Raw genomic sequence first — 23743 nt, 5'->3', positions numbered from 1 at the left:
CTTCGGGCCCGGAGGGGTTGCTCAGCGGTCGGCCGGTGTGCGGGTACCCACAGCTGGTCGGCGTCGCCGGCGGCGAGTCTGCCCCGGTAGACGTCGACCTTGTGGGCGATGAGCTTCAGGTTCTCCTGGAGTTCGGCGATCTTGTCGAGCACCTGGTCATGGTGCGATTCGAGCAGGTCCAATCGCTGGTCCTCGTTGCCTCGGCCCGCCGCGACGAGTTCGGCGTAGCGGCGGATTCCCTTGATCGGCATGCCGGTCGCCCGGAGCCTGGTGCAGATGTTGATCCACTCCAGGTCGAACGCGCGGTGGCGGCGCCGGCCGCCGTGGGTTCGGTCTACGGGGGTGACGACCAGGCCGGCGCGTTCGTAGTAGCGCAGGGTGTGTGCGCTCACCCCGGTACGGCGAGCGGCCTCGGCGATACTCAGCCCCGACTCGGGTACGGGCTCGGGAAGTTGTTGGTTGACTTCGACCACGCTCTAAAACCTGGCGTCCCGGACATGCCCGAATCCGAGCCCGTACTCAGTCCTCGCCGTCGGCTCCTGGTGCTCGCGATCTGCTGCGCGAGCGTGATCGTCGTGGTGATGGACATCTCTGTCGTCAACGTCGCCCTGCCGTCGATCCGTCACGACCTGCGGGCCTCGGTGTCCGGCTTGCAGTGGACGATCGACGCGTACACCCTGGTGCTGGCCGGCTTCCTGGTGCTGGCCGGGTCCACCGCGGACCGGGTCGGCCGTCGGCGCGTCTTCCAGATCGGCCTCGCCGCCTTCGGGCTCGGCTCGCTGCTGTGCGGCCTGGCGCCGAGCATCGGCTGGCTGGTCGCGGCGCGTGTGCTGCAGGCTGTCGGCGGCACGATGCTCAATCCGGTGGCGATGGCGATAGTCGCCACCGCGTTCCCCGAACCGGCCGCGCGGTGCTCGGGCTGGGCCTCGGCATTGCGGCCCTGGGGCTGCTCAGCACCGGGCGCTGGGCCATGGGCACCGCCGCGCGAACAGCGGCGCTGTTCGCGGAGGTGGACCGTGGCACGGGTCTTCGAACCACCCCTGACGGCCGCCGGTAATCGGCAGAGCGGCACAGCACCTACAAGACCGTCCCGGCCGACGCGCCGATACCGATGCCGCCGACGCCAGTGGCGTCCGAGCACCAGGAGATGCCGTGGGCCCCTTTCCTCGCCGTACATCCGGCGATCAGACCAACCGGATGCTGAGCTGGGAGCCGAGCTCGCTGAACCCCAGCGCGATCGCCGCCTTCCTCGACGCAGGGACACGGGCCCGCCACTGCGGCAGAAGGTCCTGTGCGAGCGCATGCCGAACCGAGGCGGATCCGGTCACCCGGGCAAAGCCCTTCCCGCGCCAGGCGGGCGAGGTCAGCACGCTCACGTGAGCCGTCGAGCCCGGCCATTCGCGATATCCGGAGGCAGCGACAACCTCACCGTCGACCCGGAGCACGAACGCGGGTGAGGTGATCTCGGCGAGGGATGCCTCGCCGGCGTCCTCCACCCCGGCAACCTGTTCAAGGGCCTCCAGGTCCGCATGGCCGGCCGGCAGTTCCTCCACACGTAGCTCTGCGGATGCCGCCGGCCGGAAGCCATCGGCCACTGCATAGGCGAGTGCGGCGGGCCCGAGAACCTCGCCGATCGGGAGGACCTTCCCCACCGCCTCCGGGTCCGTCAGCTTCGCGGCAGGCAGCTCAGCCACGGCCTGACGGATCCGGGCAGCGGACTTCTCGCTCGGAGCGGTCACGATGACCGCTCCACCCAGGAGCACGATGCCCACCCACCCGGGTGGGCAGATCCTCGAACCGGGAGAGGCGACGACGCCGACCTCGCCCGCCGCCCCGAACGAAGCCGCCGACGACGCCAGCTCCTGCCACAAGCCTTGGACCCTGATCAGCAACGAATCGTTGGACATGAACCGATCCTTCCAGGGCCGCGGGCTCGCACGCACTCGGAATCAATGCGGTCGGACCGGCATCGAAGACCCCGAGCCGACCGAAACATCCCGGCCCAGCAACCCGGGCCCCTCACCCCGGATCAGTCCCGCCGAATCAGCTCGGGGTTCACCCGCCGCCCCACCAACGGCAATGCCCCGAGCGCCGCGACCACCACACCCAACGCCGAGAACAGCAACAACGGAATGCCCTCCCCGTCCCAGAGACTGCCCCTCGAAGCGGACCTCTCCACGGCTGACCGGTAGAACTCCCGCGAGGCAATACAGCAGGGACGACTTCCCCGAACCGCTCTGCCCGGTGATCGCTACGACCTCGCCCCGACTGAAGGAGATCTGCGCACCTCTGACCGCGAGCGTGCTGCCGCAGGAGAGGTCCACTTCTCGGGCAGACATAACTTCTGCATCACTTGCCTGCTTCATCCGAACCCCCTTGAGAGAGCGGGCCCGCGCGCCGCCGCACGCGGCCCCCAACGACAGCGAGTGATTACAGACCGTAGTCGACCCGAACCTACGGAAACCATTACTCTCCGTGATGTTCACCGCATCGAGTGGTCCCGGGGCACAGGCGGAGCACACATCCGCGTCGCCGTGCGCCGCCGTGCTCCGCCGTGCTCCGCCACAACAGATCGGGCCCGGAGCTTGAGCTCCGGGCCCGATTCCGTTTCAGGTGGGTCGGTGTCGACGTCGGCGCCAGCCAATCGTCACCCATCGGGGCACCCGTTCCCCGCGCCCGGGACAGCGAGCCCGGCGCGAGGCGGTTGCGTGTACTAGCCGACGCGCTCCAGGACCCACTGGGGGCCGCCGTCGTGGGTGACGACCACGCGGCTACCCTGCGTGGCCAGGGAGCCGAACTCGCCCCGGTCGAGAGCAATGGCGACCCGCCCTTCGTATTCCCGGCCCTGGATCGACCACAGGTCGGGGCTGTTGCCGCACTCGTCCACCCACACCACCGGCGGATAGATCCGGAGCGGCGAGAGCGCCAGGCAGCGGCCCTCGGCCTGCGGCTCGACGATCCGGACCAGGCCGTCGCCCTGATTGCGGATGCCCCACACGGTGTCGGGGCTGCACAGCTCGATGTGGCCCCCGAGCAGGCCTTCGCCCGCGAGACACGCGCCGGTGCGCGCGTCACGGATGAGGTACGAGCCGTCGTCGGCGGCCTGGGCCGGGGTGGCCAGTGCCACTGCCGCGACGGCGGACACGGCGAGAGAAAGGATCGAACGGATACGCACGGGACTCCTCGTACGAGAGAGAGGAACTGGGAATCGGGCCGACACGACAGCCCGCAGGGGCAAGATCACAAACATTTGTGTCCGACCGCGCGTTCCCCGGCCCTCCAACCCCTTTTCTCCACTCCAACAGCGGCAGCGCTCGCGCAGTACGCACGGCGCACTCCCACCACCGACGCGCCCCTGCCGACATGCCGCTTTCTCCCGGAGCTCAAGCCGCGAAGTCCGAGCGCTCTTTCCGAGGAAGGGGAGGAGGGCCACTTCCCACCCACCCACCCCGAGCGGTGAGTTGACTTTTCGTGACCGACTTGCCACGGATGGTGGCGACGCTCTAGCGTGCCGAATGCAGAACGACGAACGCAGAACAACACAAGACGCAGAACGGCCCCTGCGGTGCGGGAACACCAAAACAGGGGCCTGACCACTTCGATCGTCAGGAGCGATCTCATGGCTGACAACCAGCTTAGTGCCGCCCCGTGTGCGCCGCACGTATCTCTGCCCACGCCCCCGCCCCCGCCTCCCCCGCACCCGATGGCCAATCCGGGGTACGGCAAGCGGTCCGCGCCCGATCAACGTCCGCGTGACAAACACGACTTCGCCCACCTCCCGGCCCGCGAAGCATCCATCGCCGCGTACATCGACCGGCTGCCCGAGGGCGCCGACATCTCCGTGAAGACGCTGGCCAAGGTGCTCCCGTACGGGCAGTGCGCGCTGCGTACCGCCCTCAACCGACTCCAGGACGCCGGGCATCTGCGGCGCGGCAGCGAGTGCGTCGCAAACGACGAGGTCCTGCTCTGGGTGACCCGGACGTTCTTCTCCCGGACCGCGCGGGACGACGAGTGGTGGGCGGCGTTCACCCGGGGCGACGCACCCCCAGAGCGACCCCAACATCCCACCCGCTCACGTGCGTTCATGCTCCTCGCGGCGCTCGGGCGCACCACGCCCTCGCTCACCCTGTCGGCGGCGGACTGCACTGCGCTCGAACCGCAGGTCGGCGAATGGTTCGAGCGCGGCGCCACCGAGACGGAACTGCTGCACGCCCTCACCGACGGGCTCCCCACGCCCGTCCACCACGCGGCGGCCCTGGTCCGCAGGCGGCTCACCGACAAGATGCCACCCGAACGAGTCGCTCCGGCACAACAGCGAACGGTGTTGCGCACCCTCGAATGCAGCGAATGCCGTTCACCGGGCAGCGCGGAGGCCCTGATCGGCGGCCGGTGCAGGCCGTGCCGGGGCGAACCGGTCGCCGCGCCCACCGGACCCAACGGAGCCGTACCGGCAAACGGCGTACGCGACCGGATGAACGACGTACGGGCCGGGCTGGCCCGACGGTCCGTGAGGCCAGGCCGGTCCAACGGCCGGTGAGGCCGGGTCGGGCCGACGGTCCGTGATGCCGCGCCGCCACCGACGGTCCGTGACGCCGGGTCGCCCCGCGCCCGAAACCGGCTCCCACCTTGGGGTGGTTTGATCCATTTCCTCTACCCCGACCACTACGTTGCGTGCTCCTCTTGGCGCGCATCGTAATCAACCGGCCCAAAGGGGAACGAACCGTGTCCGAACCGTCCCACGAGCAGATCGTCTCCGAACTCCGCGACAAGCCCCCCATCGCCCTGGCGCCCGGCCCCCGTCTGGACGCCCAGAGGCCCGCTTCCCTCCCACTGCCGACCAGCGAAGAGTGGGACCTGCCGGGCGGTACCGCCTGGGTCTACTACGGCGAGGGGAACTCCGGTCTCGTACGGCCGGTCATCTTCGCCGACGGCTTCAACACGGGGCCGAGCGAGCTGGAATTCTCCTGGGAGATCATGGAGTTCGGCGACTACGCGCTCATCAGTGAGCTGCGCCGCCGTGGCCGCGACGTCATCCTTCTCGGCTTCCATGAGCGCAGTGCGTCGATTCTGGACAACTCCCGCACCGCACAGGCCGCGATCACCCGGGCCGTCGCGGAGCGACAGGGCAACGCACCGCTGGCCGTCGGCGGGTTCAGCATGGGCGGGCTCGTCACCCGGCACGCGCTGGCCAGGATGGAGCACGAGAGCATCGACCACCAGACCGCTCTGTACTTCTCGTACGACAGCCCGCACCGGGGCGCCTCGATCCCGATCGCGCTCCAGGCGTTCGCGCACTACATCAAGGACCTCGACAGCCGGTTCTCCGACCAGATCAACAGTCCGGCCGCCCGTCAGCTGCTGTGGCGGCACATCGAGAAGTGGGACAGCGCACCGGACCAGAGCGACGAGCGCGCCGCGTTCCTGGCCGAGATGGCGGCCGTCGGCGAATGGCCGCGCCGGCCCCGGCTGATCGGTGTCGCCAACGGCGTGGCCGACGGCACCGGCACCGATGTGCGGGCGGGCGAACTGGCCCTGGAGGGCAAGGGCCTGTCGGTCGTGGGAACCAAGCTCTACACCCAGGCGTCGGGCCCCGACGAACTCGTTGCGAAACTGCGGGTGGTGACGCTGAAGACCAACGAGGTGCGTACGAACGGACTGCCGTCGATCGACGGCGCACCCGGCGGCTCGCTGGAAGGCTTCGGCATCCTCGCCGACGCCTTCAACGCTCTGAACCCGTTCCTCGGCTTCAAGACCGACGTGCGTATCCGGTCGCACTGCTTCGTACCGGCGGTCAGCGCGGTCGACATCCGCGATCTGGACACGGACGAGGAGCTGTACACGGACATCTCCTCGCTCCCGGCGGAGGACAGCGGCCTGGACGAGTTCAAGCTCGCCTCCCGGAACGAGGCACACACCCTCGTGACGGAGGAACTCTGCACCTGGCTGCTCGACCGCCTGCCGTAGGGCGGCTCACGGGGCGGAGCCTCGCGGCGTCCGACACCCCGTCATACCGGGGAGCCAGGCGCCCATGACGAAATGGGGACCGCGGTATCACGCGCTCACGATGCTCCGGCGGGCATCGTGGGCACGTCCGCCGCAGACCCACGGGGAGCCTCGAAGTGACAGCCGTCCCGCACCACCACAGCCACAGCCGTAGCCACAGCCGTCGTCAGGTGCTCGTCACCGGGCTGGCGGCTTCGGCGTTGCTGGCCACGGGTGCCATTCCGTCCCCCGCCCTCGCGGCCGGACGGGCCCGTCGGACCTCGCTGCCGAAGGCCGGGCTGCCGCGCCCCACCGGTCCGTTCGCCGTCGGGACCGTCGCGCTCCACCTCGTCGACCACTCACGGACCGAGCCCTGGGTGCCGGGCACCGCCGCCCACCGGGAACTGATGGTGAGCCTCTGGTACCCGGCCCGGCCGGGCGGGGCGGCGCGGGCCGTGCCGCAGATGACGGCGGGAGCCGCGGCCCACTTCGGGAGTGGGGAGGGGGCCGCGGCCCTGAACCTGAGGATGGCGCCCGGCAGCGTCGACTGGGGCGCGACGCTCACCCACGCGCACGAGGACGCGCCCCTCGACCGCCGGGCCGGACAGCTTCCCGTGGTGCTGTACTCCCCCGGGCTCGGCGATCCACGCACCTGGAACACCGCGCTCGTGGAGGACCTGGCGAGCCGGGGGTACGCCGTCGTCACGATCGACCACACCCACGAGGCGACCGAGGTCGACTTCCCCGACGGCCGGCTGGCCACCATGCGGATCTTCGACGGGGCGCCGCCGACCGACCCGGAGGCGATCAGCGCCCTGCTGGAGAAGGTCGTGGCGGTACGGGTCGCCGACAGCCGGTTCGTGCTCGACGAGCTGGCGCGGCTGAACCGGACGCGGTTCGGCGGCGCGATCGATCTGCGTCGGGTCGGCATGTTCGGCCAGTCCGCGGGCGGGTTCACCGCGGCGCAGACGATGCATGACGACCGGCGCGTCCGGGCGGGCATCAACATGGACGGCGAGATGGACTACGCCGGTGGGCGGGAACCGGACGGCACCCATCTGAGCAGCGTGGCGCTGGACGGGCTCGACCGGCCGTTGCTGCTGATGGGGAGCGAGGGCTCGGGCGACTACCGGCAACAGCCGTCGTGGGCGGCTTTCTGGGCGAACACCCGCGGCTGGAAGGCCGATGTGACGCTGACCGGTTCACGGCATGCCTCGTACACCGATGCCGAGGTACTGCTGCCTCAACTGGCCCGGCAGGGCGCGGTGCCGGAGGGCGGGCCGGCCGGAGCGGTCGGGACGGTGCCGCCGCACCGCGCACTGACCGCGAACCGGGCGTACGTGACGTCGTTCTTCGACCGGTGGCTGCGCGGGCGCGACGACCATCTGCTGGACGGACCCTCGGAACGCTTCCCGGAGATGGTGTTCGCGCCGGAGACGGCGTTCGCGCGGTAGCACTGCCCCGCCCCGCAAACGACATCGGCCCCCGGGACCAGTTGGTCCCGGGGGCCGATGCGGCAAAGCTGCGAGGCAGCGAGGCTGCGCAGGAACTACCGATCCGTCAGGATCAGAAGTCCATGTCACCGCCCGGCATGCCGCCCGGAGCGGCCGCGGAGGCCTTCTCCGGCTTGTCGGCGATGACGGCCTCGGTGGTGAGGAACAGCGCGGCGATGGACGCGGCGTTCTGCAGGGCGGAACGCGTGACCTTCGCCGGGTCGAGGATGCCCTCGGCGATCATGTCGACGTACTCGCCGGTCGCGGCGTTCAGACCGTGGCCGACGGCCAGGTTGCGCACCTTCTCGACGACGACGCCGCCCTCAAGACCACCGTTGACGGCGATCTGCTTGAGCGGGGCCTCCAGCGCCAGCTTGACGGCGTTGGCGCCGGTCGCCTCGTCACCCGAGAGCTCCAGCTTCTCGAAGACGGCCGAGGCCTGGAGCAGAGCCACGCCACCACCGGCGACGATGCCCTCCTCGACGGCGGCCTTGGCGTTGCGCACCGCGTCCTCGATGCGGTGCTTGCGCTCCTTGAGCTCGACCTCGGTCGCGGCACCGGCCTTGATGACGGCCACGCCGCCGGCCAGCTTCGCGAGGCGCTCCTGGAGCTTCTCGCGGTCGTAGTCCGAGTCGGAGTTCTCGATCTCGGCGCGGATCTGGTTGACGCGGCCCTGGACCTGGTCGCTGTCACCGGCACCGTCGACGATCGTCGTCTCGTCCTTGGTGATGACGACCTTGCGGGCGCGGCCGAGCAGGTCGAGACCGGCGTTCTCCAGCTTGAGGCCGACCTCCTCGGAGATGACGGTGCCACCGGTGAGGATGGCGATGTCGCCGAGCATGGCCTTGCGGCGGTCACCGAAGCCCGGGGCCTTGACGGCGACGGACTTGAAGGTGCCACGGATCTTGTTGACGACCAGGGTCGACAGGGCCTCGCCCTCGACGTCCTCGGCGATGATCAGCAGCGGCTTGCCGGACTGCATGACCTTCTCCAGCAGCGGAAGGAGGTCCTTCACGTTGCTGACCTTGGAGTTGACGATCAGGATGTACGGGTCGTCGAGGGACGACTCCATGCGCTCCATGTCGGTGGCGAAGTACGCCGAGATGTAGCCCTTGTCGAAGCGCATACCCTCGGTGAGCTCCAGCTCCAGACCGAAGGTCTGGGACTCCTCGACGGTGATGACGCCTTCCTTGCCGACCTTGTCCATGGCCTCGGCGATGAGCTCGCCGATCTGGGTGTCGGCGGCGGAGATGGAGGCCGTCGAAGCGATCTGCTCCTTGGTCTCCACGTCCTTGGCCTGCTCCAGGAGGGCGGCGGAGACGGCCTCGACGGCCTTCTCGATACCCCGCTTGAGGGCCATCGGGTTGGCACCCGCGGCGACGTTGCGCAGGCCCTCGCGGACGAGAGCCTGGGCGAGAACGGTGGCGGTGGTCGTACCGTCGCCGGCGACGTCGTCCGTCTTCTTGGCGACCTCCTTGACCAGCTCCGCACCGATCTTCTCGTACGGGTCCTCCAGCTCGATCTCCTTGGCGATGGAAACACCATCGTTGGTGATCGTGGGGGCGCCCCACTTCTTCTCAAGGACGACGTTGCGACCCTTGGGGCCAAGGGTGACCTTGACGGCGTCGGCGAGCTGGTTCATGCCGCGCTCGAGACCGCGCCGGGCCTCCTCGTCGAACGCGATGATCTTGGCCATGTGAAGTGGTCCTCCCGGACAGGGGTGGATTTCTCCGGACCGAGTGGCGCCCGCGACGGACGGCCTGCGTGACCGGTGGTTCCTTGCCCCACCGACCTGCGGGCCTCACCGGCCCGGTCCAAGTTCTGTCACTCTCACCTGGAGAGTGCTAACGCCAATGATTAGCACTCGACCCCCGGGAGTGCAAGCGTCCCCCTCCGGATGTGGGCAACGACGGACGGCTGTGGACAACGGCGCGCGGCACGCCGAGACGCACACCGAGACGAACGCCGGAACGCACACCGGGCCCCGCACGCCAGGACGCGCTGAGGGCCCGTACCCCCGGGGTACGGGCCCTCAGTGCGTGAGTGGTGTCGTTGGCCGACCGCGCCGAACTCAGCCGACGGCGAGCTTGACCATGTCTGCCTGCGGCCCCTTCTGGCCCTGCGAGATCTCGAATTCAACTCGCTGACCCTCTTCGAGGGTGCGGTACCCGTCCATCTGGATCGCGCTGTAGTGGACGAAAACATCCGCACCACCGTCGACCGCGATGAAGCCGTACCCCTTCTCCGCGTTGAACCACTTGACGGTGCCCTGAGCCATGCCTAACTCCCCTATTACTGGCCCTTGCGCAGGACCGCACTTCGCGGACCCGGGTCAGAACTCACCCTCCGACAGGAGAGGGTGTGTGCGCCGGAACGCGTCGACCGCGGCTGAATGTATCTGCCCAACTGCCCTCTGCAACAGGTCAATCGGACGAGAATTCTCGGCAGCACCGAACGCCCGGATATGCGGAATTCATGAGATTCCTGGGCAAGTCGGGCCAGGCAAAGGCGACTTATGCCGCAAGCACAACGCACACTTTGGCTGCTTCTTGTCGTGGCCGGGCGCATTCTCATATGCGGGGGGCACGGGGCAGCTGGGGGGACTTCCCACACTGTACCGCGCTCAACCATGCAGAATTGCCCCCTCCGCTTCAATCGCGGAGAGGGCAATTCGATAACGCGGTGCGGTCGGACGGGGCGTCAGCAGCCGCCCGCCACCGCCGGAATGATCGAGATGCCGGCGCCGTCCGGCGTCGCCGTCTCCAGGCCGCCCTCGAAGCGCACGTCGTCGTCGTTGACGTACACGTTCACGAAGCGGCGCAGCTTGCCCTGGTCGTCCAGGACGCGGGCGGCGATGCCCGGGTGGTTCTGCTCCAGGGACTCGATGACCTGGGAGAGGGTCGAGCCCTCGGCCGGGACCTCTGCCTGGCCGCCCGTGTAGGTGCGGAGGATGGTGGGGATGCGGACCTTGACGCTCATGGTGGGTGCCCTTCCTGGAGTCTCGGGTGGTCAGCTGGTGGCGAGGCCCGCGGCGCGGAACGCGTCCAGGCTGGGGCGGATCGTCGCGGTCGCCTGCGAGGTGTCGGCCACCGCGTCCAGGGTCTTCAGGCCGTCACCCGTGTTGAGTACGACGGTGGTCAGCGCCGGGTCGATCAGACCGGCCTCGATGAGCTTCTTCGTCACGCCGACCGTCACACCGCCCGCCGTCTCCGCGAAGATGCCCTCGGTGCGCGCCAGCAGCTTGATCGCGTCGACGACCTGCTCGTCGTCGACGTCCTCGACCGCGCCGCCGGTGCGGCGGGCGATGTCCAGGACGTACGGGCCGTCGGCCGGGTTGCCGATGGCGAGGGACTTGGCGATCGTGTTCGGCTTCTGCGGCCGGACGACGTCGTGGCCGCCCTTGTACGCGACCGAGACCGGCGAGCAGCCCTCGGCCTGGGCGCCGAAGAGCTTGTACGGCTTGTCCTCGACGAGGCCGAGCTTGATCAGCTCCTGGAGACCCTTGTCGATCTTCGTGAACTGCGAGCCGGACGCGATCGGAATGACCAGCTGGTCCGGGAGCTGCCAGCCGAGCTGCTCGCAGATCTCGTACGCCAGGGTCTTGGATCCCTCGCCGTAGTACGGACGCAGGTTGACGTTGACGAAGCCCCAGCCCTCGCCGAGCGGGTCGCCGATGAGTTCGGAGCAGAAGCGGTTGACGTCGTCGTAGTTGCCCTCGATGCCGACCAGTTCGCCGCCGTAGACCGCGGCCATGACGACCTTGCCCTGCTCCAGGTCGTGCGGGATGAACACGCAGGAGCGGAAGCCGGCGCGGGCCGCGGCGGCGCCCACGGCGCCGGCGAGATTGCCGGTGGAGGAGCAGGAGAGGGTGGTGAAGCCGAAGGCGCGGGCGGCCTCGATGGCCTGGGCGACGACGCGGTCCTTGAAGGAGTGCGTGGGGTTGCCGGAGTCGTCCTTGACGAACAGCTTGCCCTGCTCGACGCCGAGCTCACGGGCGAGGTTGTCGGCCTGGACGAGCTTGGTCCAGCCGGGGTTCAGGTTCGGCTTCTCCGCGACATCGGCGGGGACCGGCAGCAGCGGCGCGTAGCGCCAGATGTTGTCCGGTCCGGCCTCGATGCGCTTCTTCAGCTCTTCGGGGGAGCCGCTCGGCAGGTCGTACGCGACTTCGAGCGGCCCGAAACAGGACGCGCAGGCGAAAATGGGACCGAGGTCGAAACGCTCGCCGCACTCGCGGCAGGAAAGCCCCGCGGCAGGACCGAGGTCGACGGCTTTGACGTCTGTGACGGCGTCGGCGTCGGCGGAAGAATTGGTGCTTACTGCAACGGTCTGCGCAGCCATGGAGGCGAGGCCCTTTCTCCTCATCTTCCTCGCGGCGCGTTTCGCCACGAGACGGAATTGGCACCTTCCCCACCTGACCTCGCGGTCGGCGGGAGGGTTGCCGGGACTTCAACGGGCCGTTCCCTCAGTCCCTCTGGATGAGCGCTGTGGCACCGGATCTTCGATCCGGGCATTTATCGGCGGACGGACCCCGGCATGCGATGGTCGTCCGCGTTGTTCAAGACTGTAACCGAAGCATCGGACTGTTGAGATAGTCGTCCGAACCGCGAGATGGATCACATACAGGGAGTATCGACCGTGCTGGAAGAGGTCGAATGCTGGCTGACCAGGCGCTCCTGGTCAGCCGCCGACCGCCCGCTGGACAGTCTGCTGGCCGCCAGGGCCAGGGCCGGTGAAGCGGGCCGCGGGAGCGTCAGTGTCGTGCTGCCCGCGTTGAACGAGGAGGCGACGGTCGGCGAGATCGTCGCCACGGTCCGGCGCGAGCTGATGGAGAAGGTCCGGCTGGTCGACGAACTCGTGGTGATCGATTCCGGTTCCACGGACGCCACCGCGAAGGTGGCCCGGGAGGCCGGCGCCCGGGTGGTGCACCGCGACGCGATACTCCCCCGGATACCGGCCGTGCCCGGCAAGGGCGAGGTGCTGTGGCGGTCGCTCCTGGTGACCGGCGGCGACATCGTGTGCTTCATCGACGCCGATCTGAAGGAGTTCTCGGCGGATTTCGTCTCGGGCATCGTCGGACCGCTGCTGACCGATCCGGATGTGCAGTTCGTGAAGGCGATGTACGACCGCCCCTTCGGTGACACCGCCGGTCAGGGCGGTCGCGTGACCGAGCTGGTGGCCCGTCCGCTGCTCAATCTGCACTGGCCGCAGCTGGCCGGTTTCGTCCAGCCGCTGGGCGGCGAGTACGCCGTACGCCGCTCCCTGCTCGAACGGCTGCCCTTCCCCGTCGGCTACGGCGTCGAGCTGGGCCTCCTGGTCGACGCGCTGCACACGGTGGGGCTGGACGCGCTGGCCCAGGTCGACGTGGGGGTGCGCAAGCACCGGCACCAGGACGGGCAGGCGCTCGGCCGGATGGCGGCGGCGATCTACCGGACCGCACAACTGCGGCTGTCCCGCGGCCACCTGGTGCGTCCGGCGCTCACCCAGTTCGAGCGCGGCACGAACGGCTTCGTACCGCGCACCCATGCCGTGGACACCGAGGAGCGGCCCCCGATGTGCGAGATCGAGGAGTACATTTCGCGCCGCGCGGCCTGACTTCGCACGTTTGGGCGGTTCGTGATCGGGCTAGATTCCGCAACATGGTCTCCGCGCACGATGCCCAGCCCGCTGCCCGGTCCGATGCCCAGGTCCTCGTCGCGTCCAACCGCGGCCCGGTCTCGTACACCCTGGAGACGGACGGATCGCTCGACGCGAAACGGGGCGGCGGCGGTCTCGTCTCCGGGCTGAGCGCCATCGACGACAAGCTGTGGGTGTGCGCCGCGCTCGGTGACGGCGACCGGGAGGCGGTCCGGCGCGGGGTCGCCGAGCCGGGCGTACGGATGCTCGACATCGACGCGGGGGTCCACGCCGACGCGTACAACGGCATCGCGAACTCGGTGCTCTGGTTCGTCCACCACATGCTGTACCAGACGCCGCTGGAGCCGGTCTTCGACGCGGAGTTCCGGCGGCAGTGGGCGTCGTTCGAGACGTACAACCGGGCCTTCGCCGAGGCGCTCGCCGAGGAGGCGGGGCAGGGCGCCGCGGTACTGGTGCAGGACTACCACCTGGCCCTGGTGCCGGGCATGCTCCGCGAGCTCCGCCCCGACCTGCGGATCGGCCACTTCTCGCACACCCCGTGGGCGCCCGTCGACTACTTCCGGCTGCTCCCCGACGACATCGCCGAGCAGCTGCTGCACGGCATCCTGGGCGCGGACCGGGCGGCGTTCCTGACCCGGCGCTGGGCGGACGCGTTCATCGGCTGCTGCACCCAGATCCTCGGCGGTACCGGGCGGACCAGGATCGGGGTGCACGGGCTCGGCGCGGACGCCGACTTCCTGCGCCGCCGCGCGCACGAGGCGGATGTGGACGAGCGGATGGCGACGCTGCGCGAGCAGGCCGGCCCCGGCCGGAGAACGATCGTACGGGTGGACCGAACGGAACTGTCCAAGAACATCGTGCGCGGCCTGCTCGCGTACCGCACGCTCCTGGACGAGCGGCCCGAATGGCGCGAACGCGTCGTCCATGTCGCCTTCGCGTACCCCTCGCGGCAGGACCTCGCGGTGTACCGGGACTACACGGCCGAGGTGCAGCGGGTCGCCGACGACATCAACGCCGCGTACGGCACGTCCGGCTGGACGCCGGTCGTGCTGCACGTCAAGGACGACTTCGCCCGCTCGCTGGCCGCGTACCGGCTGGCCGACGTGGCGCTCGTCAACCCGATCCGCGACGGCATGAACCTGGTCGCCAAGGAGATCCCGGTCGTCTCCGACCACGGCTGCGCGCTGGTGCTGTCGCGGGAGGCGGGGGCGTACGAGGAGCTGGGCAGCGACGCGGTCGTGGTGAACCCGTACGACGTCTCCGAGACGGCGGCGGCGCTGCACGAGGCGCTGACGATGGCGGAGGACGAGCGGGCCGAGCGCACGGCACGACTGGCCGCGGCGGCGGTCGCGCTGCCGCCGCAGCAGTGGTTCCTGGACCAGTTGGACGCACTGCGGCAGGACTGAGCCGCCGGGCCGTCAGATCCGCCGGGCCAGCGCGGCCAGGAAGGCGGCGACGTCGCCCGGTCCGCCGAGGAGCAGGTCGGCCCGCTCGGCCAGCTCGGGCACCTCCGCGCTGCCGCTGCAGACCAGCAGGCCGGGGATGCCGTCGGGGCCCTCGGAGCGGAGCTTCTCCACTGCGGCGTACGCGGCGAGGTCGCCGAGGTCGTCGCCCGCGTACAGCACGGATTCGGCGTCCGTCTCCCGTACGTACTGGGCGAGCGCGACGCCCTTGTCCATGCCCGGCGGGCGCAGCTCCAGGACCAGCCGGCCCGGTTCGACGATCAGTCCGTGCCGGGCGGCGAGTTCGCCGAGCGGTCCGCTCAGCGCCTCGAACGCGGCCTGGGGGTCGGTGGCCCGGCGGGTGTGGACGGCGATCGCCCGGCCCTTCTCCTCGATCCAGGTGCCGTGCCACGAGCCGGCCCGGTCCAGCACGCCGGGGAGTTCGGCGCGGACCGCGGCGATGCCGGGGTGCGGGGCGGGGGCGTGGACGGTGCCGGACACGGAGTCCCAGCGTTCGGCTCCGTAGTGGCCGAGGACGACGAGGTGGTCGAGGCCCGGCACTCCGGCGAAGCCGCCGTGCCGGACCGCGACGCCGGCCGGGCGGCCGGTGATCACGGCGATGGAGGCCACTTTCGGGGCGAGCGCGACGAGGGCGTCGACGGCGCCGGGGTGGGCGCGGGCCTGTTCCGGGTCCGGGACGATGTCGGCGAGGGTGCCGTCGAAATCGAGCGCGATGACGGCGCGGTCGGGGCGCGCGAGGATCGCGGCGAGGGCCTCTCGGCCGGGTGGGGTGGTGGGGGTCGGGAACTCGGGCGGGGTTTCGCTCGGCGCGGGTGCGGAGGCAGGTGCCGATGCGGGTGCGGATGCGGGTCTGGGTGCTTCCGGGTTGCTGCCCATGGGGCGAGCCTATAGCGGGGGCGGGAGGTTGGGGCGGGTGCGGGCATTCCCGGGGGCGCTGCCCCCGGACCCCCGCTCCTCAATCGCCGGAGGGGCTCGATCGCTCAGCGTCGTCCGCGTCTCGCGTCTCTCACCCGGCGCAGGCGGTTCACCGTCACCGGGTCCTCCGCCAGTGCGCGGCGGTCGTCGAGGAGGGCGTTCAGGAGCTGGTAGTAGCGCGTGGGCGAGATGCCCAGCTGTTCGCGGATCGCCCGTTCCTTCGTCCCGGGACCGGGCCACGACTGCCGTTCGACGGCGAGCACGGCGCGGTCCCTGTCGGAGAGGCCGTCCGGGTCGTCGGGGCCATTCGTGGGGGCGGTCATATCAGCCAACATATCGCCCGCCCGGAGGGCCGCCACCCGCTGCTCCGCGTCCGCCACTACTTCGTGTGTTCCGCCGCCGACGCATCGCGCGCGATCCGCCCCAGCACCCTCTCGGGGCTGCCGTTCGGCTCGACCGCCTTGCCGATGTTCTCCTTGATCGACTCGCTGGACCGGGCCCAGGACGTCTTGCCGTACGGATAGAACTGCGAGTCCGGCAGCGCGGCCAGGAACTTCCACAGCGGCTTGTACCTGGCGTCGGACTCCATGGCCGCGGAGGCGCTGTCGGTGACCGGCAGCAGGTCGTACTCGTCGGCGAAGTCGATGACGTTCTTGTCGGTGAACAGGTAGTCGAAGAACTTGCCCAGCTGTACGCGGTGGCCCTGCTGCTTGAAGCCCATGATCCAGTCGGCCACGCCCAGCGAGCCCTTGCTGGGGCCGTCGGTGCCGGGCAGCGGCACCATGCCGACGGAGACGCCCTTCCGCTCGGCCTCCTGCATCAGCGTCGGGTGGCCGTTCAGCATGCCGACCTGTCCGTCGGTGAACGCGTCGAACGCCTTCTGGCGGTCGAGCTTCCCAGGGGCGACGGGGCCGACGAGGCCCTTGTCGACCAGGTTCGCCTTCAGCCAGTCGAACGTCCTGATGTTCTCGGCCGAGTCGATGTCGTACGAGCCGCTGTCGTCGATGTAGCCGCCGCCCCCGCCGAGCAGCCACATCATGGTCTCGGCCTGGGGCTCCTCCGGACCGAGCGGCAGCGCGAACGGGTAGGCGACGCCGCGCTGCCTGAGCACCAAGGCGTCGTCGCGGATGTCGTCCCAGGTCTGCGGGGCGTCGAGACCCGCCTGCGCGAAGAACTTCTTGTTGTAGAAGAGCAGCCGGGTGCTGGCGACGAACGGCAGTCCGTACTGGGTGCGGTCCAGGCTGCCCGCGTCGGCGAGGGACGGCAGGAAGTTGGCCTGGGTTCGGATGGACAGCATCTGGTCGGCCCGGTAGAGCTTGCCGGCCTTGGCGTAGTCGGCGTACGCGCCGATCTGGGCGATGTCGGGGGCCTGCCCCTTCTTCACCATCGCGGCGACCTCGCGGTCGATGTCCTTCCACGAATGGACGCTGACGTCGACCTTGATGCCGGGGTGGGAGGCCTCGAAGCCCTTGGCCAGCCGGTCCCAGTACTTCTCGGAGCTGTTGGCCGGGCCGTTGCCGTAGTCGGCCGCCACGAGCTTGAGGGTGACCTCCCCCGAGCCGCTCCGGCCGCCGCAACCCGACAGTGTCGCCGTCATGCCCAGTGCGGTCACTGCCGCGGCCAGTACCCGGTAGCGCAGCTGCACAGCCCAGACCGTCCTCATCCATTGCGTCGTCCGTGCCGGCCACGCCGTCGTGGGGCTCTGCGAACGAGGTGCGATCCTCCCCCAGGCCATTGTCGTTGGTCTACACCACAGCGGGTCTCGCTTTCGCAACGCACCCGGGACGGCACCCGGCACCGCCGCAGCTGAGAGCATTGCCCTCGCCCTGCGCCTACTGATAAGTAGGTTTCGGTGCAGGACCCTTCGGGGTCCGGACCCGCCCCACCGCTGTGCCGTACCGCCCGCATCGTTACGTTCCACGCCGCAAGGAGCCGCCCAGCATGTCGCGTACCGCAACGGAAATTGCCACCCAGCCCGGCTGCTGGCGGCGTGCCGCGGAGGCGGCGACGGCGTTCGACGGGCTGCCGCGGCCGGGCGAGCGGGTCGCCGTCACCGGGTGCGGCACCTCCTGGTTCATGGCCATCGCGTACGCGGCGCTGCGCGAGGCGGCCGGGCAGGGCGAGACGGACGCGTACCCCTCCTCGGAGTTCCCGGCCGGGCGCCCGTACGACCGGGTGGTGGCGATCACCCGGTCCGGCACGACGACCGAGGTGCTGGAGCTGCTCGGCGAGCTGCGCGGCAAGGTCGCCACGGTCGCGCTGACCGCCGACCCGAGGACCCCGGTCATGGACGCCGCCGACGCGGTGGCCGTACTGGACTGGGCGGACGAGGAGTCGGTCGTCCAGACCCGGTTCGCCACCACCGCGCTGGCCTTCCTGCGGGCCGGCCTGGAGGCGTCGGGTCCGCTGCCGGCCGGGGTGAAGACGGTGGCCGCCGCCGCGGTGGACGCGGAGCTCGCGGTGACGGAGCCGCTGGACGAGGCGGTGGTCTCGGCCGAGCAGTGGACGTTCCTGGGGCGCGGCTGGACGTACGGGCTGGCGCAGGAGGCCGGGCTGAAGATGCGCGAGGCGGCGGGCGCCTGGACCGAGTCGTACCCGGCGATGGAGTACCGCCACGGCCCGATCTCGATCACCGGGCCGCACCGGGTGGCGTGGGTGTTCGGCCGGCTGCCGGAGGGGCTCGCGGGCGATGTGGCGCGGGTGGGCGGCACACTGGTCGTGCATGCCACGGCGGACCCGATGGCGGATCTGATCAGGGCGCAGCGCCTCGCGGTCGAGCTGGCGGAGTCGAAGGGGTACGACCCGGACCATCCGCGCAACCTCTCGCGCAGCGTGATCCTTTCGCCCTGAGCTGTCCCGGGACGGCCCGGTTCCCGTACCGCGGATTCCTGGTCGCGATTTTGTATGCATCCGCAACAAACCGGGATAGTGGACTAGACCTTTTTGCCCACTCGGGCGAAACTGTTTCCCGTGAAACACGTCATCGCCCTCGATGTGGGCGGCACCGGAATGAAGGCCGCACTGGTCGGGGCCGACGGCGCCCTGCTGTACGAGGCGCGGCGGGCGACCGGCAGAGAGCGCGGCCCCGAAGCCGTCGTCGAGTCGGTCCTCGGCTTCGCCGCCGATCTGCGGGCATACGGCGAGGAGCACCTGGGCGAGGGCGCCGTCGCGGCCGGCGTCGCCGTGCCCGGCATCGTCGACGCCGAGAACGGGATCGCGGTCTACGCCGCGAACCTGGGCTGGCGCGACGTGCCCATGCGGCAACTGCTCGGCAAGCGGCTCGGCGGTGTCCCCGTCGCGCTCGGCCACGACGTACGCACCGGCGGGCTCGCCGAGGGCCGGATCGGCGCGGGCAAGGGCGCCGACCGCTTCTTCTTCGTACCGCTGGGCACCGGCATCGCCGGGGCCATCGGGATCGCGGGCACGATAGAGGCGGGCGCGCACGGGTACGCGGGCGAGATCGGCCACATCGTGGTCCGGCCGGACGGCCCGGACTGCGCCTGCGGGCAGCGCGGCTGTCTGGAGACCCTGGCGTCCGCGTCCGCGGTGACCCGGGCCTGGGCCGCCGCGTCCGGCGACCCGGAGGCGGACGCGGCGGACTGCGCGAAGGCCGTCGAGTCCGGCGACCCCGCGGCCGTGCGGGTCTGGCAGAACGCGGTGGACGCGCTCGCCGCCGGGCTGGTCACCGCGCTGACGCTGCTCGACCCGCGCACGATCATCATCGGTGGCGGGCTCGCCGAGGCCGGGGAAACCTTGTTCACACCACTCCGTGCGGCCGTCGAGGAACGCGTCACGTTCCAGATGCCGCCCCACATCGTCCCGGCGGCCCTCGGGGACACCGCCGGATGCCTGGGCGCAGGGCTGCTCGCCTGGGATCTTCTCTCCACGGAGGTATCCGCCTGATGGCCGGACGCGCAGACAGCACAGTTCTCGCAGGCGCCCGGGTGGTGCTTCCCACCGGGACGGTCGAGAACGGCCGGGTGATCGTCGAGGGCACCCGGATCGCCGGTTCCGCGGCGGAGGGCGCACCGACCATCGACCTGAGCGGCCACTGGGTGGTCCCGGGCTTCGTCGACATGCACAACCACGGCGGCGGCGGCGCGTCCTTCACCTCCGGCACCGTGGACGAGGTCCTGACCGGCATCCGCACCCACCGCGAGCACGGCACCACGACGCTGGTCGCCTCCACGGTCACCGGCGAGATGGACTTCCTCGCCCACCGGGCCGGTGTCCTGTCCGAGCTGGTGGAGCAGGGCGACCTGGCCGGTATCCACTTCGAGGGGCCGTTCATCTCGCCGTGCCGCAAGGGCGCGCACAGCGAGGACCTGCTGCGCCATCCGGACCCGGCCGAGGTCCGCAAGCTGATGGACGCGGCGCGCGGCACCGCGAAGATGTTCACCCTCGCCACCGAACTGCCGGGCGGCATCGACTCGGTGCGGCTGCTCGCCGAGCACGGCGTCATCGCCGCGATCGGGCACACCGACGCCACGTACGAGCAGACCGTCGAGGCGATCGACGCGGGCGCCACCGTCGCCACCCACCTCTTCAACGCGATGCCGCCGCTCGCCCACCGCGAGCCCGGCCCGATCGCCGCGCTGCTGGAGGACGAGCGGATCACCGTCGAACTGATCAACGACGGCACGCATCTGCACCCCGCGGCCCTGGAGCTGGCCTACCACCACGCGGGCGCCCACCGCGTCGCGCTGATCACCGACGCCATGGACGCGGCCGGCTTCGGCGACGGGCTGTACCAGCTCGGCCCGCTCGCGGTCGAGGTCAAGGACGGCGTCGCGCGGCTGGTCGAGGGCAACTCGATCGCGGGCTCCACGCTCACCCTGGACACCGCGTTCCACCGGGCCGTGACGATCGACCGGATCCCGGTCGGCGACGTCGTGCAGTCCATCTCCGCCAATCCGGCACGGCTGCTCGGGGTGTACGACCGGGTCGGCTCGCTGGAGCCGGGCAAGGACGCGGACCTGGTGGTCCTGGACGCGGACTTCGGGCTCAAGGGCGTCATGCGCAAGGGTGAATGGATCAAAGAGCCGCAAATCGGCTGATCTGCCCCGGCATTGACGGCGGGTCGAATACGTAACGAAGAGACGGCGGTTGGTCCGGGGGTCTGGGCCGACCGCCACCTCTTTGGCATGATCGCCTGGAAAACAGCCAGAGAAAGCGCATTCCGTCCACGGTCTCGCGCTTCCGAGCAGGGATCGAGGGAGCGGCCGCGGTGATCCTCACGGTCACACTGAATACGGCACTCGACCTGACGTACGGCGTCCCGGAACTCGTCCCGCACGCCAGCCACCGCGTCAGCGACATGTCCGAGCGCCCCGGCGGCAAGGGACTCAACGTGGCCCGGGTGCTCTCCGCGCTCGGCCACGAAACGGTGGTCACCGGCTTCGCCGGAGGCTCCACCGGAACCGTGCTCCGTGAGCTGCTGGCCGACCTGCCGCCGCACGGGACCGGCACGGACGCCGCCGCTCCGGGAACGGCCCCCGCACCGATCACCGACGCCCTCGTCACCGTGGCCGGGAACACCCGCCGCACCATCGCGGTCGTCGACCGGGCCACCGGCGACACCACCCAGCTCAACGAACCCGGCCCGCTCGTCACCGCCGCCGAGTGGACCGCCCTCCTCGGCCGGTACGAGGAGCTACTCGCCGGGGCCGACGCCGTCGCGCTCTGCGGCAGCCTGCCGCCGGGCATACACGTCGGCGCCTACGCCGAACTGGTCCGGTCGGCCCGCGCCGCCGGTGTCCCCGTGCTCCTGGACACCAGCGGCGAACCGTTGCGCCGCGGCATCGCCGCCCGCCCCGACCTGATCAAGCCGAACGCCGACGAGCTCGCCCAGCTCACCGGCTCCCGCGAACCCATGCGCGCCGCCCGCGACGCCCGCCGCCGCGGCGCCCACGGAGTCGTCGCCTCGCTGGGACCCGACGGCATGCTGGCGGTCACTCCCGACGGAATCTGGCAGGCAGCGCCGCCCGCCAAGGTCCTGGGCAATCCGACCGGCGCGGGCGACTCCGCGGTGGCCGGGCTGCTGTCCGGCCTCGTCGAGGGGCTGCGCTGGCCGGACCGGCTGCGGCGGGCGGTGGCACTGTCGACGGCGACCGTGCTCTCCCCGACGGCCGGTGACTTCGACCGCGCGGCGTACGAAGAGCTGCTGCCGCGCGTCGGCATCGAGGAACACGCACCGGCGGCCTGAGAGGCCGCGTCCGTCCCGAACCCGCCCGATCGCTGGTTCGAAAGAAGTAGCAAGAGGTCAGCATGCCGCTCGTCAGCACCGGTGAACTCGTCTCCGCCGCCCAGGCCCGGGGACGCGGGATCGCCGCCTTCAATGTCATCACGCTGGAGCATGCGGAGGCCATCGCGGCCGGCGCGGAGCGCGCCGGAGCGCCCGCCATCCTGCAGATCTCCGAGAACGCCGTGAAGTTCCACGGCGGACGGCTCTCCGCGATCGCCGCCGCGGCCGCCGCCGTCGCCCGCGCCTCCGGCGCCCCGCTCGCCCTCCACCTCGACCACGTCGAGTCCGTGGAGCTGCTGCACCAGGCGCACACGGAGGGCTTCGGCTCCGTCATGTTCGACGCGTCCAAGCTGCCGTACGAGGAGAACGTGCGGGCCACGGCCGAGGCGGTGGCCTGGGGTCATGAGCGCGGCATCTGGATCGAGGCCGAACTCGGCAAGGTCGGTGGCAAGGAGGGCGAGGCCCCGCTCGACGCCCATGCCCCCGGCGTCCGTACGGACCCGGCCGAGGCCGCCGCGTACGTCCGCGACACCGGGGTGGACGCACTGGCCGTCGCGGTCGGTTCCTCGCACGCGATGACCGAGCGCACCGCCGCCCTGGACCACGAGCTGATCGGCCGGCTCCGCGACGCCGTCCCGGTCCCGCTGGTGCTGCACGGCTCCAGCGGCGTCCCGGACGAGGAGATCCGCCGGGCCGTCGCCTCCTCCGGCATGGTCAAGATCAACGTGGGCACGGCCCTGAACACAGCGTTCACCGGCGCGGTGCGGGCGTACCTGGCGGAGAACACCACGGGCGTGGACCCGCGCAAGTACATCGCCCCTGGGCGCGAGGCAATGGCCGCGACGGTGGCCGGCTTCCTGGCCCTGATGGGCTGACCAGGCGCGCAACAAAAAACGGTCCGGCCCCCTCGCCTCGCTCGGGCGATGGGGGCCGGACCGTTTTCGTCACACACTCAGCGCTTCACGTGACCGGCCTTCAGCGACAGCTGGTCCAGATTGGCATCGCACTGGTCGCCCTCGTTGCAGGAGATCATCAGGGTGTTCGCACCCTTGTTGAGATTGACGTAGGCGAACGTCGTCGTCCAGCCCTTCTCCAGATCGCCCTCGGGCGCCTCCGCGAAGTTCTTCATCCTGATCTCGCGGGGAGCCTCGGAGTTGACCGTGAGCGAGGTCCTGGCGTCCTTGCCCGGCACTCCGTACGTCACGAACAGCGTGTACGGACCGGCCTTCGGCACCTCGACCGACCAGGTCGCGGACCTGCCGACCTCGTTGAGGTTGATGTACTGGCCGTTGGAACTCTTGGCGCCCTTGGTCGTGTTGTCCAGCTGGGCCGTACCGCCGAGCTTCAGCGTCGCCGCGTCCTGCTTGGGCAGCTCGGCCGGGGCCTCGGAGCTCGCGGACTGCTGGGGCTTCGGGGACTCCTCGACCTGGCTGCCGGGACCGGCGGACGAGGTGACCTCGTCCTTCTTCTTGTCCTTGTCGTCGTCACCGGTGATCAGCGCGGCGCCGATACCGATGAGCACGACCAGGACCACCGCGACCGCGGCGATCAGCAGGCCCTTGGTGTTCGGGCCGCCGCTGCCGGAGGAGCCGCCGGACCGGCCGCGGCCGCCCTGCTGCGGGACCTGCGCGGTGGGGGCACCGGGGTACGTCTCCGGGGCGGCGTACTGCGCGTTCGGCTGGTGGTACGCCTGCTGCTGCGGCACCTGCTGGCCGTACTGGCGCTCGCCTACGGCGCGTACCTGGTTGTACGAGGTCCGGGGCACGCCGGGCTGCGGTGCCGCCGGCGGGTAGCCGTAGCCGCCCTGCCGCGGCGACTGGGCGCCCGCTGCCTGTCCGTCCTCGTACAGGTAGCCGAACGGATCGTCGTCCTCGGGCGTGTTTGCGCCGTTGTTCCCGGCCGTCATCCCTGGGTCACTCCTCACCATGTCGCCAGCCGTCGCCGAATAGTGCCAGCCGTGGCCGACCGGCCGAGCCTACCCCGAACGGACCGCACCAAGAATTGCCGTCGCA

The 23743-nt window shown here is 70.5% G+C and carries 21 protein-coding genes, 2 pseudogenes and 1 riboswitch; of the genes and pseudogenes, 11 read left to right on the top strand and 12 right to left on the bottom strand.

What is annotated here, in order from left to right:
• Positions 1-125: 125 nt before the first annotated feature.
• A pseudogene (locus tag ABZY11_RS00245) lies at positions 126-473 on the bottom strand (MerR family transcriptional regulator); the annotation flags it as partial.
• Between the two features lie 24 nt (positions 474-497).
• On the opposite strand from ABZY11_RS00245, the pseudogene ABZY11_RS00240 reads away from it, so the two are divergent.
• Positions 498-881, top strand: a pseudogene (locus ABZY11_RS00240) (MFS transporter); the annotation flags it as partial.
• Between the two features lie 303 nt (positions 882-1184).
• Here the strand turns inward: ABZY11_RS00240 and ABZY11_RS00235 are convergent.
• The 3 genes from ABZY11_RS00235 to ABZY11_RS00225 form a co-directional block, all read right to left on the bottom strand.
• Positions 1185-1907: a GNAT family N-acetyltransferase gene (locus ABZY11_RS00235; RefSeq protein ID WP_356476928.1), complete on the bottom strand. Its 723-nt coding sequence runs from the start codon at positions 1905-1907 to the stop codon at positions 1185-1187.
• 42 nt (positions 1908-1949) lie between these two features.
• Positions 1950-2339, bottom strand: a complete 390-nt coding sequence (locus ABZY11_RS00230) for an ATP-binding cassette domain-containing protein (protein WP_356477070.1) — start codon at positions 2337-2339, stop codon at positions 1950-1952.
• Between the two features lie 374 nt (positions 2340-2713).
• Entirely contained in the window at positions 2714-3175 is a 462-nt protein-coding gene (locus ABZY11_RS00225) for a hypothetical protein (RefSeq protein WP_356476927.1), read from the bottom strand.
• Positions 3176-3703: 528 nt separating this feature from the next.
• Between ABZY11_RS00225 and ABZY11_RS00220 the strand changes: the two genes are divergently transcribed.
• From ABZY11_RS00220 to ABZY11_RS00210, 3 genes are all read left to right on the top strand, one after another.
• Positions 3704-4537 (top strand): hypothetical protein, encoded by an 834-nt coding sequence (locus ABZY11_RS00220; RefSeq protein ID WP_356477069.1) that lies wholly within the window; start codon positions 3704-3706, stop codon positions 4535-4537.
• A gap of 185 nt (positions 4538-4722) precedes the next feature.
• Positions 4723-5964 carry a hypothetical protein gene (locus ABZY11_RS00215; protein ID WP_356476926.1) on the top strand — a complete coding sequence of 414 codons (1242 nt, stop codon included), beginning with the start codon at positions 4723-4725 and terminating at the stop codon, positions 5962-5964.
• A 155-nt stretch (positions 5965-6119) separates the two neighbouring features.
• Positions 6120-7436: an esterase gene (locus tag ABZY11_RS00210; RefSeq protein ID WP_356476925.1), complete on the top strand. Its 1317-nt coding sequence runs from the start codon at positions 6120-6122 to the stop codon at positions 7434-7436.
• Positions 7437-7548: 112 nt separating this feature from the next.
• On the opposite strand, the gene groL is transcribed toward ABZY11_RS00210, so the two are convergent.
• The 4 genes from groL to thrC form a co-directional block, all read right to left on the bottom strand.
• Positions 7549-9171 (bottom strand): chaperonin GroEL, encoded by a 1623-nt coding sequence (gene groL, locus ABZY11_RS00205; protein WP_093540313.1) that lies wholly within the window; start codon positions 9169-9171, stop codon positions 7549-7551.
• 375 nt (positions 9172-9546) lie between these two features.
• On the bottom strand, positions 9547-9753 hold the full coding sequence (locus tag ABZY11_RS00200; RefSeq protein ID WP_003967346.1) for a cold-shock protein: 207 nt from the start codon (positions 9751-9753) through the stop codon (positions 9547-9549).
• Between the two features lie 422 nt (positions 9754-10175).
• Positions 10176-10454, bottom strand: a complete 279-nt coding sequence (locus tag ABZY11_RS00195; protein WP_072487929.1) for a MoaD/ThiS family protein — start codon at positions 10452-10454, stop codon at positions 10176-10178.
• A 30-nt stretch (positions 10455-10484) separates the two neighbouring features.
• Positions 10485-11813 (bottom strand): threonine synthase, encoded by a 1329-nt coding sequence (gene thrC / locus ABZY11_RS00190; RefSeq protein WP_356476924.1) that lies wholly within the window; start codon positions 11811-11813, stop codon positions 10485-10487.
• Between the two features lie 17 nt (positions 11814-11830).
• Positions 11831-11957: riboswitch (SAM riboswitch) on the bottom strand.
• A 153-nt stretch (positions 11958-12110) separates the two neighbouring features.
• Between thrC and ABZY11_RS00185 the strand changes: the two genes are divergently transcribed.
• Positions 12111-13067, top strand: coding sequence for a glucosyl-3-phosphoglycerate synthase (locus ABZY11_RS00185; RefSeq protein WP_356477068.1), 957 nt, complete (start codon positions 12111-12113; stop codon positions 13065-13067).
• 44 nt (positions 13068-13111) lie between these two features.
• Positions 13112-14515 (top strand): trehalose-6-phosphate synthase, encoded by a 1404-nt coding sequence (locus ABZY11_RS00180; protein ID WP_356476923.1) that lies wholly within the window; start codon positions 13112-13114, stop codon positions 14513-14515.
• Between the two features lie 12 nt (positions 14516-14527).
• Here ABZY11_RS00180 and otsB read toward each other — a convergent pair whose 3' ends face one another.
• From otsB to ABZY11_RS00165, 3 genes are all read right to left on the bottom strand, one after another.
• Positions 14528-15448 carry a trehalose-phosphatase gene (gene otsB / locus ABZY11_RS00175; protein ID WP_356476922.1) on the bottom strand — a complete coding sequence of 307 codons (921 nt, stop codon included), beginning with the start codon at positions 15446-15448 and terminating at the stop codon, positions 14528-14530.
• Between the two features lie 104 nt (positions 15449-15552).
• A complete protein-coding gene (locus tag ABZY11_RS00170) occupies positions 15553-15810 on the bottom strand; it encodes a DUF3263 domain-containing protein (RefSeq protein ID WP_356476921.1) in 258 nt (85 codons plus the stop codon).
• A gap of 56 nt (positions 15811-15866) precedes the next feature.
• A complete protein-coding gene (locus tag ABZY11_RS00165; protein WP_356476920.1) occupies positions 15867-17150 on the bottom strand; it encodes an extracellular solute-binding protein in 1284 nt (427 codons plus the stop codon).
• A gap of 278 nt (positions 17151-17428) precedes the next feature.
• Between ABZY11_RS00165 and ABZY11_RS00160 the strand changes: the two genes are divergently transcribed.
• From ABZY11_RS00160 to ABZY11_RS00140, 5 genes are all read left to right on the top strand, one after another.
• A complete protein-coding gene (locus ABZY11_RS00160; RefSeq protein ID WP_356476919.1) occupies positions 17429-18337 on the top strand; it encodes a sugar isomerase in 909 nt (302 codons plus the stop codon).
• Positions 18338-18457: 120 nt separating this feature from the next.
• Positions 18458-19390, top strand: coding sequence for an ROK family protein (locus ABZY11_RS00155; RefSeq protein ID WP_356476918.1), 933 nt, complete (start codon positions 18458-18460; stop codon positions 19388-19390).
• Positions 19390-20544: an N-acetylglucosamine-6-phosphate deacetylase gene (nagA, locus tag ABZY11_RS00150; RefSeq protein ID WP_356476917.1), complete on the top strand. Its 1155-nt coding sequence runs from the start codon at positions 19390-19392 to the stop codon at positions 20542-20544. Before ABZY11_RS00155 ends, nagA begins: the two co-directional genes overlap by 1 nt.
• A gap of 170 nt (positions 20545-20714) precedes the next feature.
• Positions 20715-21692, top strand: a complete 978-nt coding sequence (locus tag ABZY11_RS00145) for a 1-phosphofructokinase family hexose kinase (protein ID WP_356476916.1) — start codon at positions 20715-20717, stop codon at positions 21690-21692.
• A gap of 62 nt (positions 21693-21754) precedes the next feature.
• Positions 21755-22606 (top strand): class II fructose-bisphosphate aldolase, encoded by an 852-nt coding sequence (locus tag ABZY11_RS00140; protein WP_356476915.1) that lies wholly within the window; start codon positions 21755-21757, stop codon positions 22604-22606.
• Positions 22607-22683: 77 nt separating this feature from the next.
• On the opposite strand, the gene ABZY11_RS00135 is transcribed toward ABZY11_RS00140, so the two are convergent.
• Positions 22684-23637 (bottom strand): carbohydrate-binding protein, encoded by a 954-nt coding sequence (locus ABZY11_RS00135; protein ID WP_356476914.1) that lies wholly within the window; start codon positions 23635-23637, stop codon positions 22684-22686.
• Between the last annotated feature and the right edge of the window lie 106 nt (positions 23638-23743).

This window comes from Streptomyces sp. NPDC006510 (assembly GCF_040611955.1).
Taxonomy (GTDB): Bacteria; Actinomycetota; Actinomycetes; order Streptomycetales; family Streptomycetaceae; genus Streptomyces.
The sequence above is the reverse complement of the archived record's forward strand: the minus strand, read 5'-3'. Positions and strand labels throughout refer to the sequence as shown.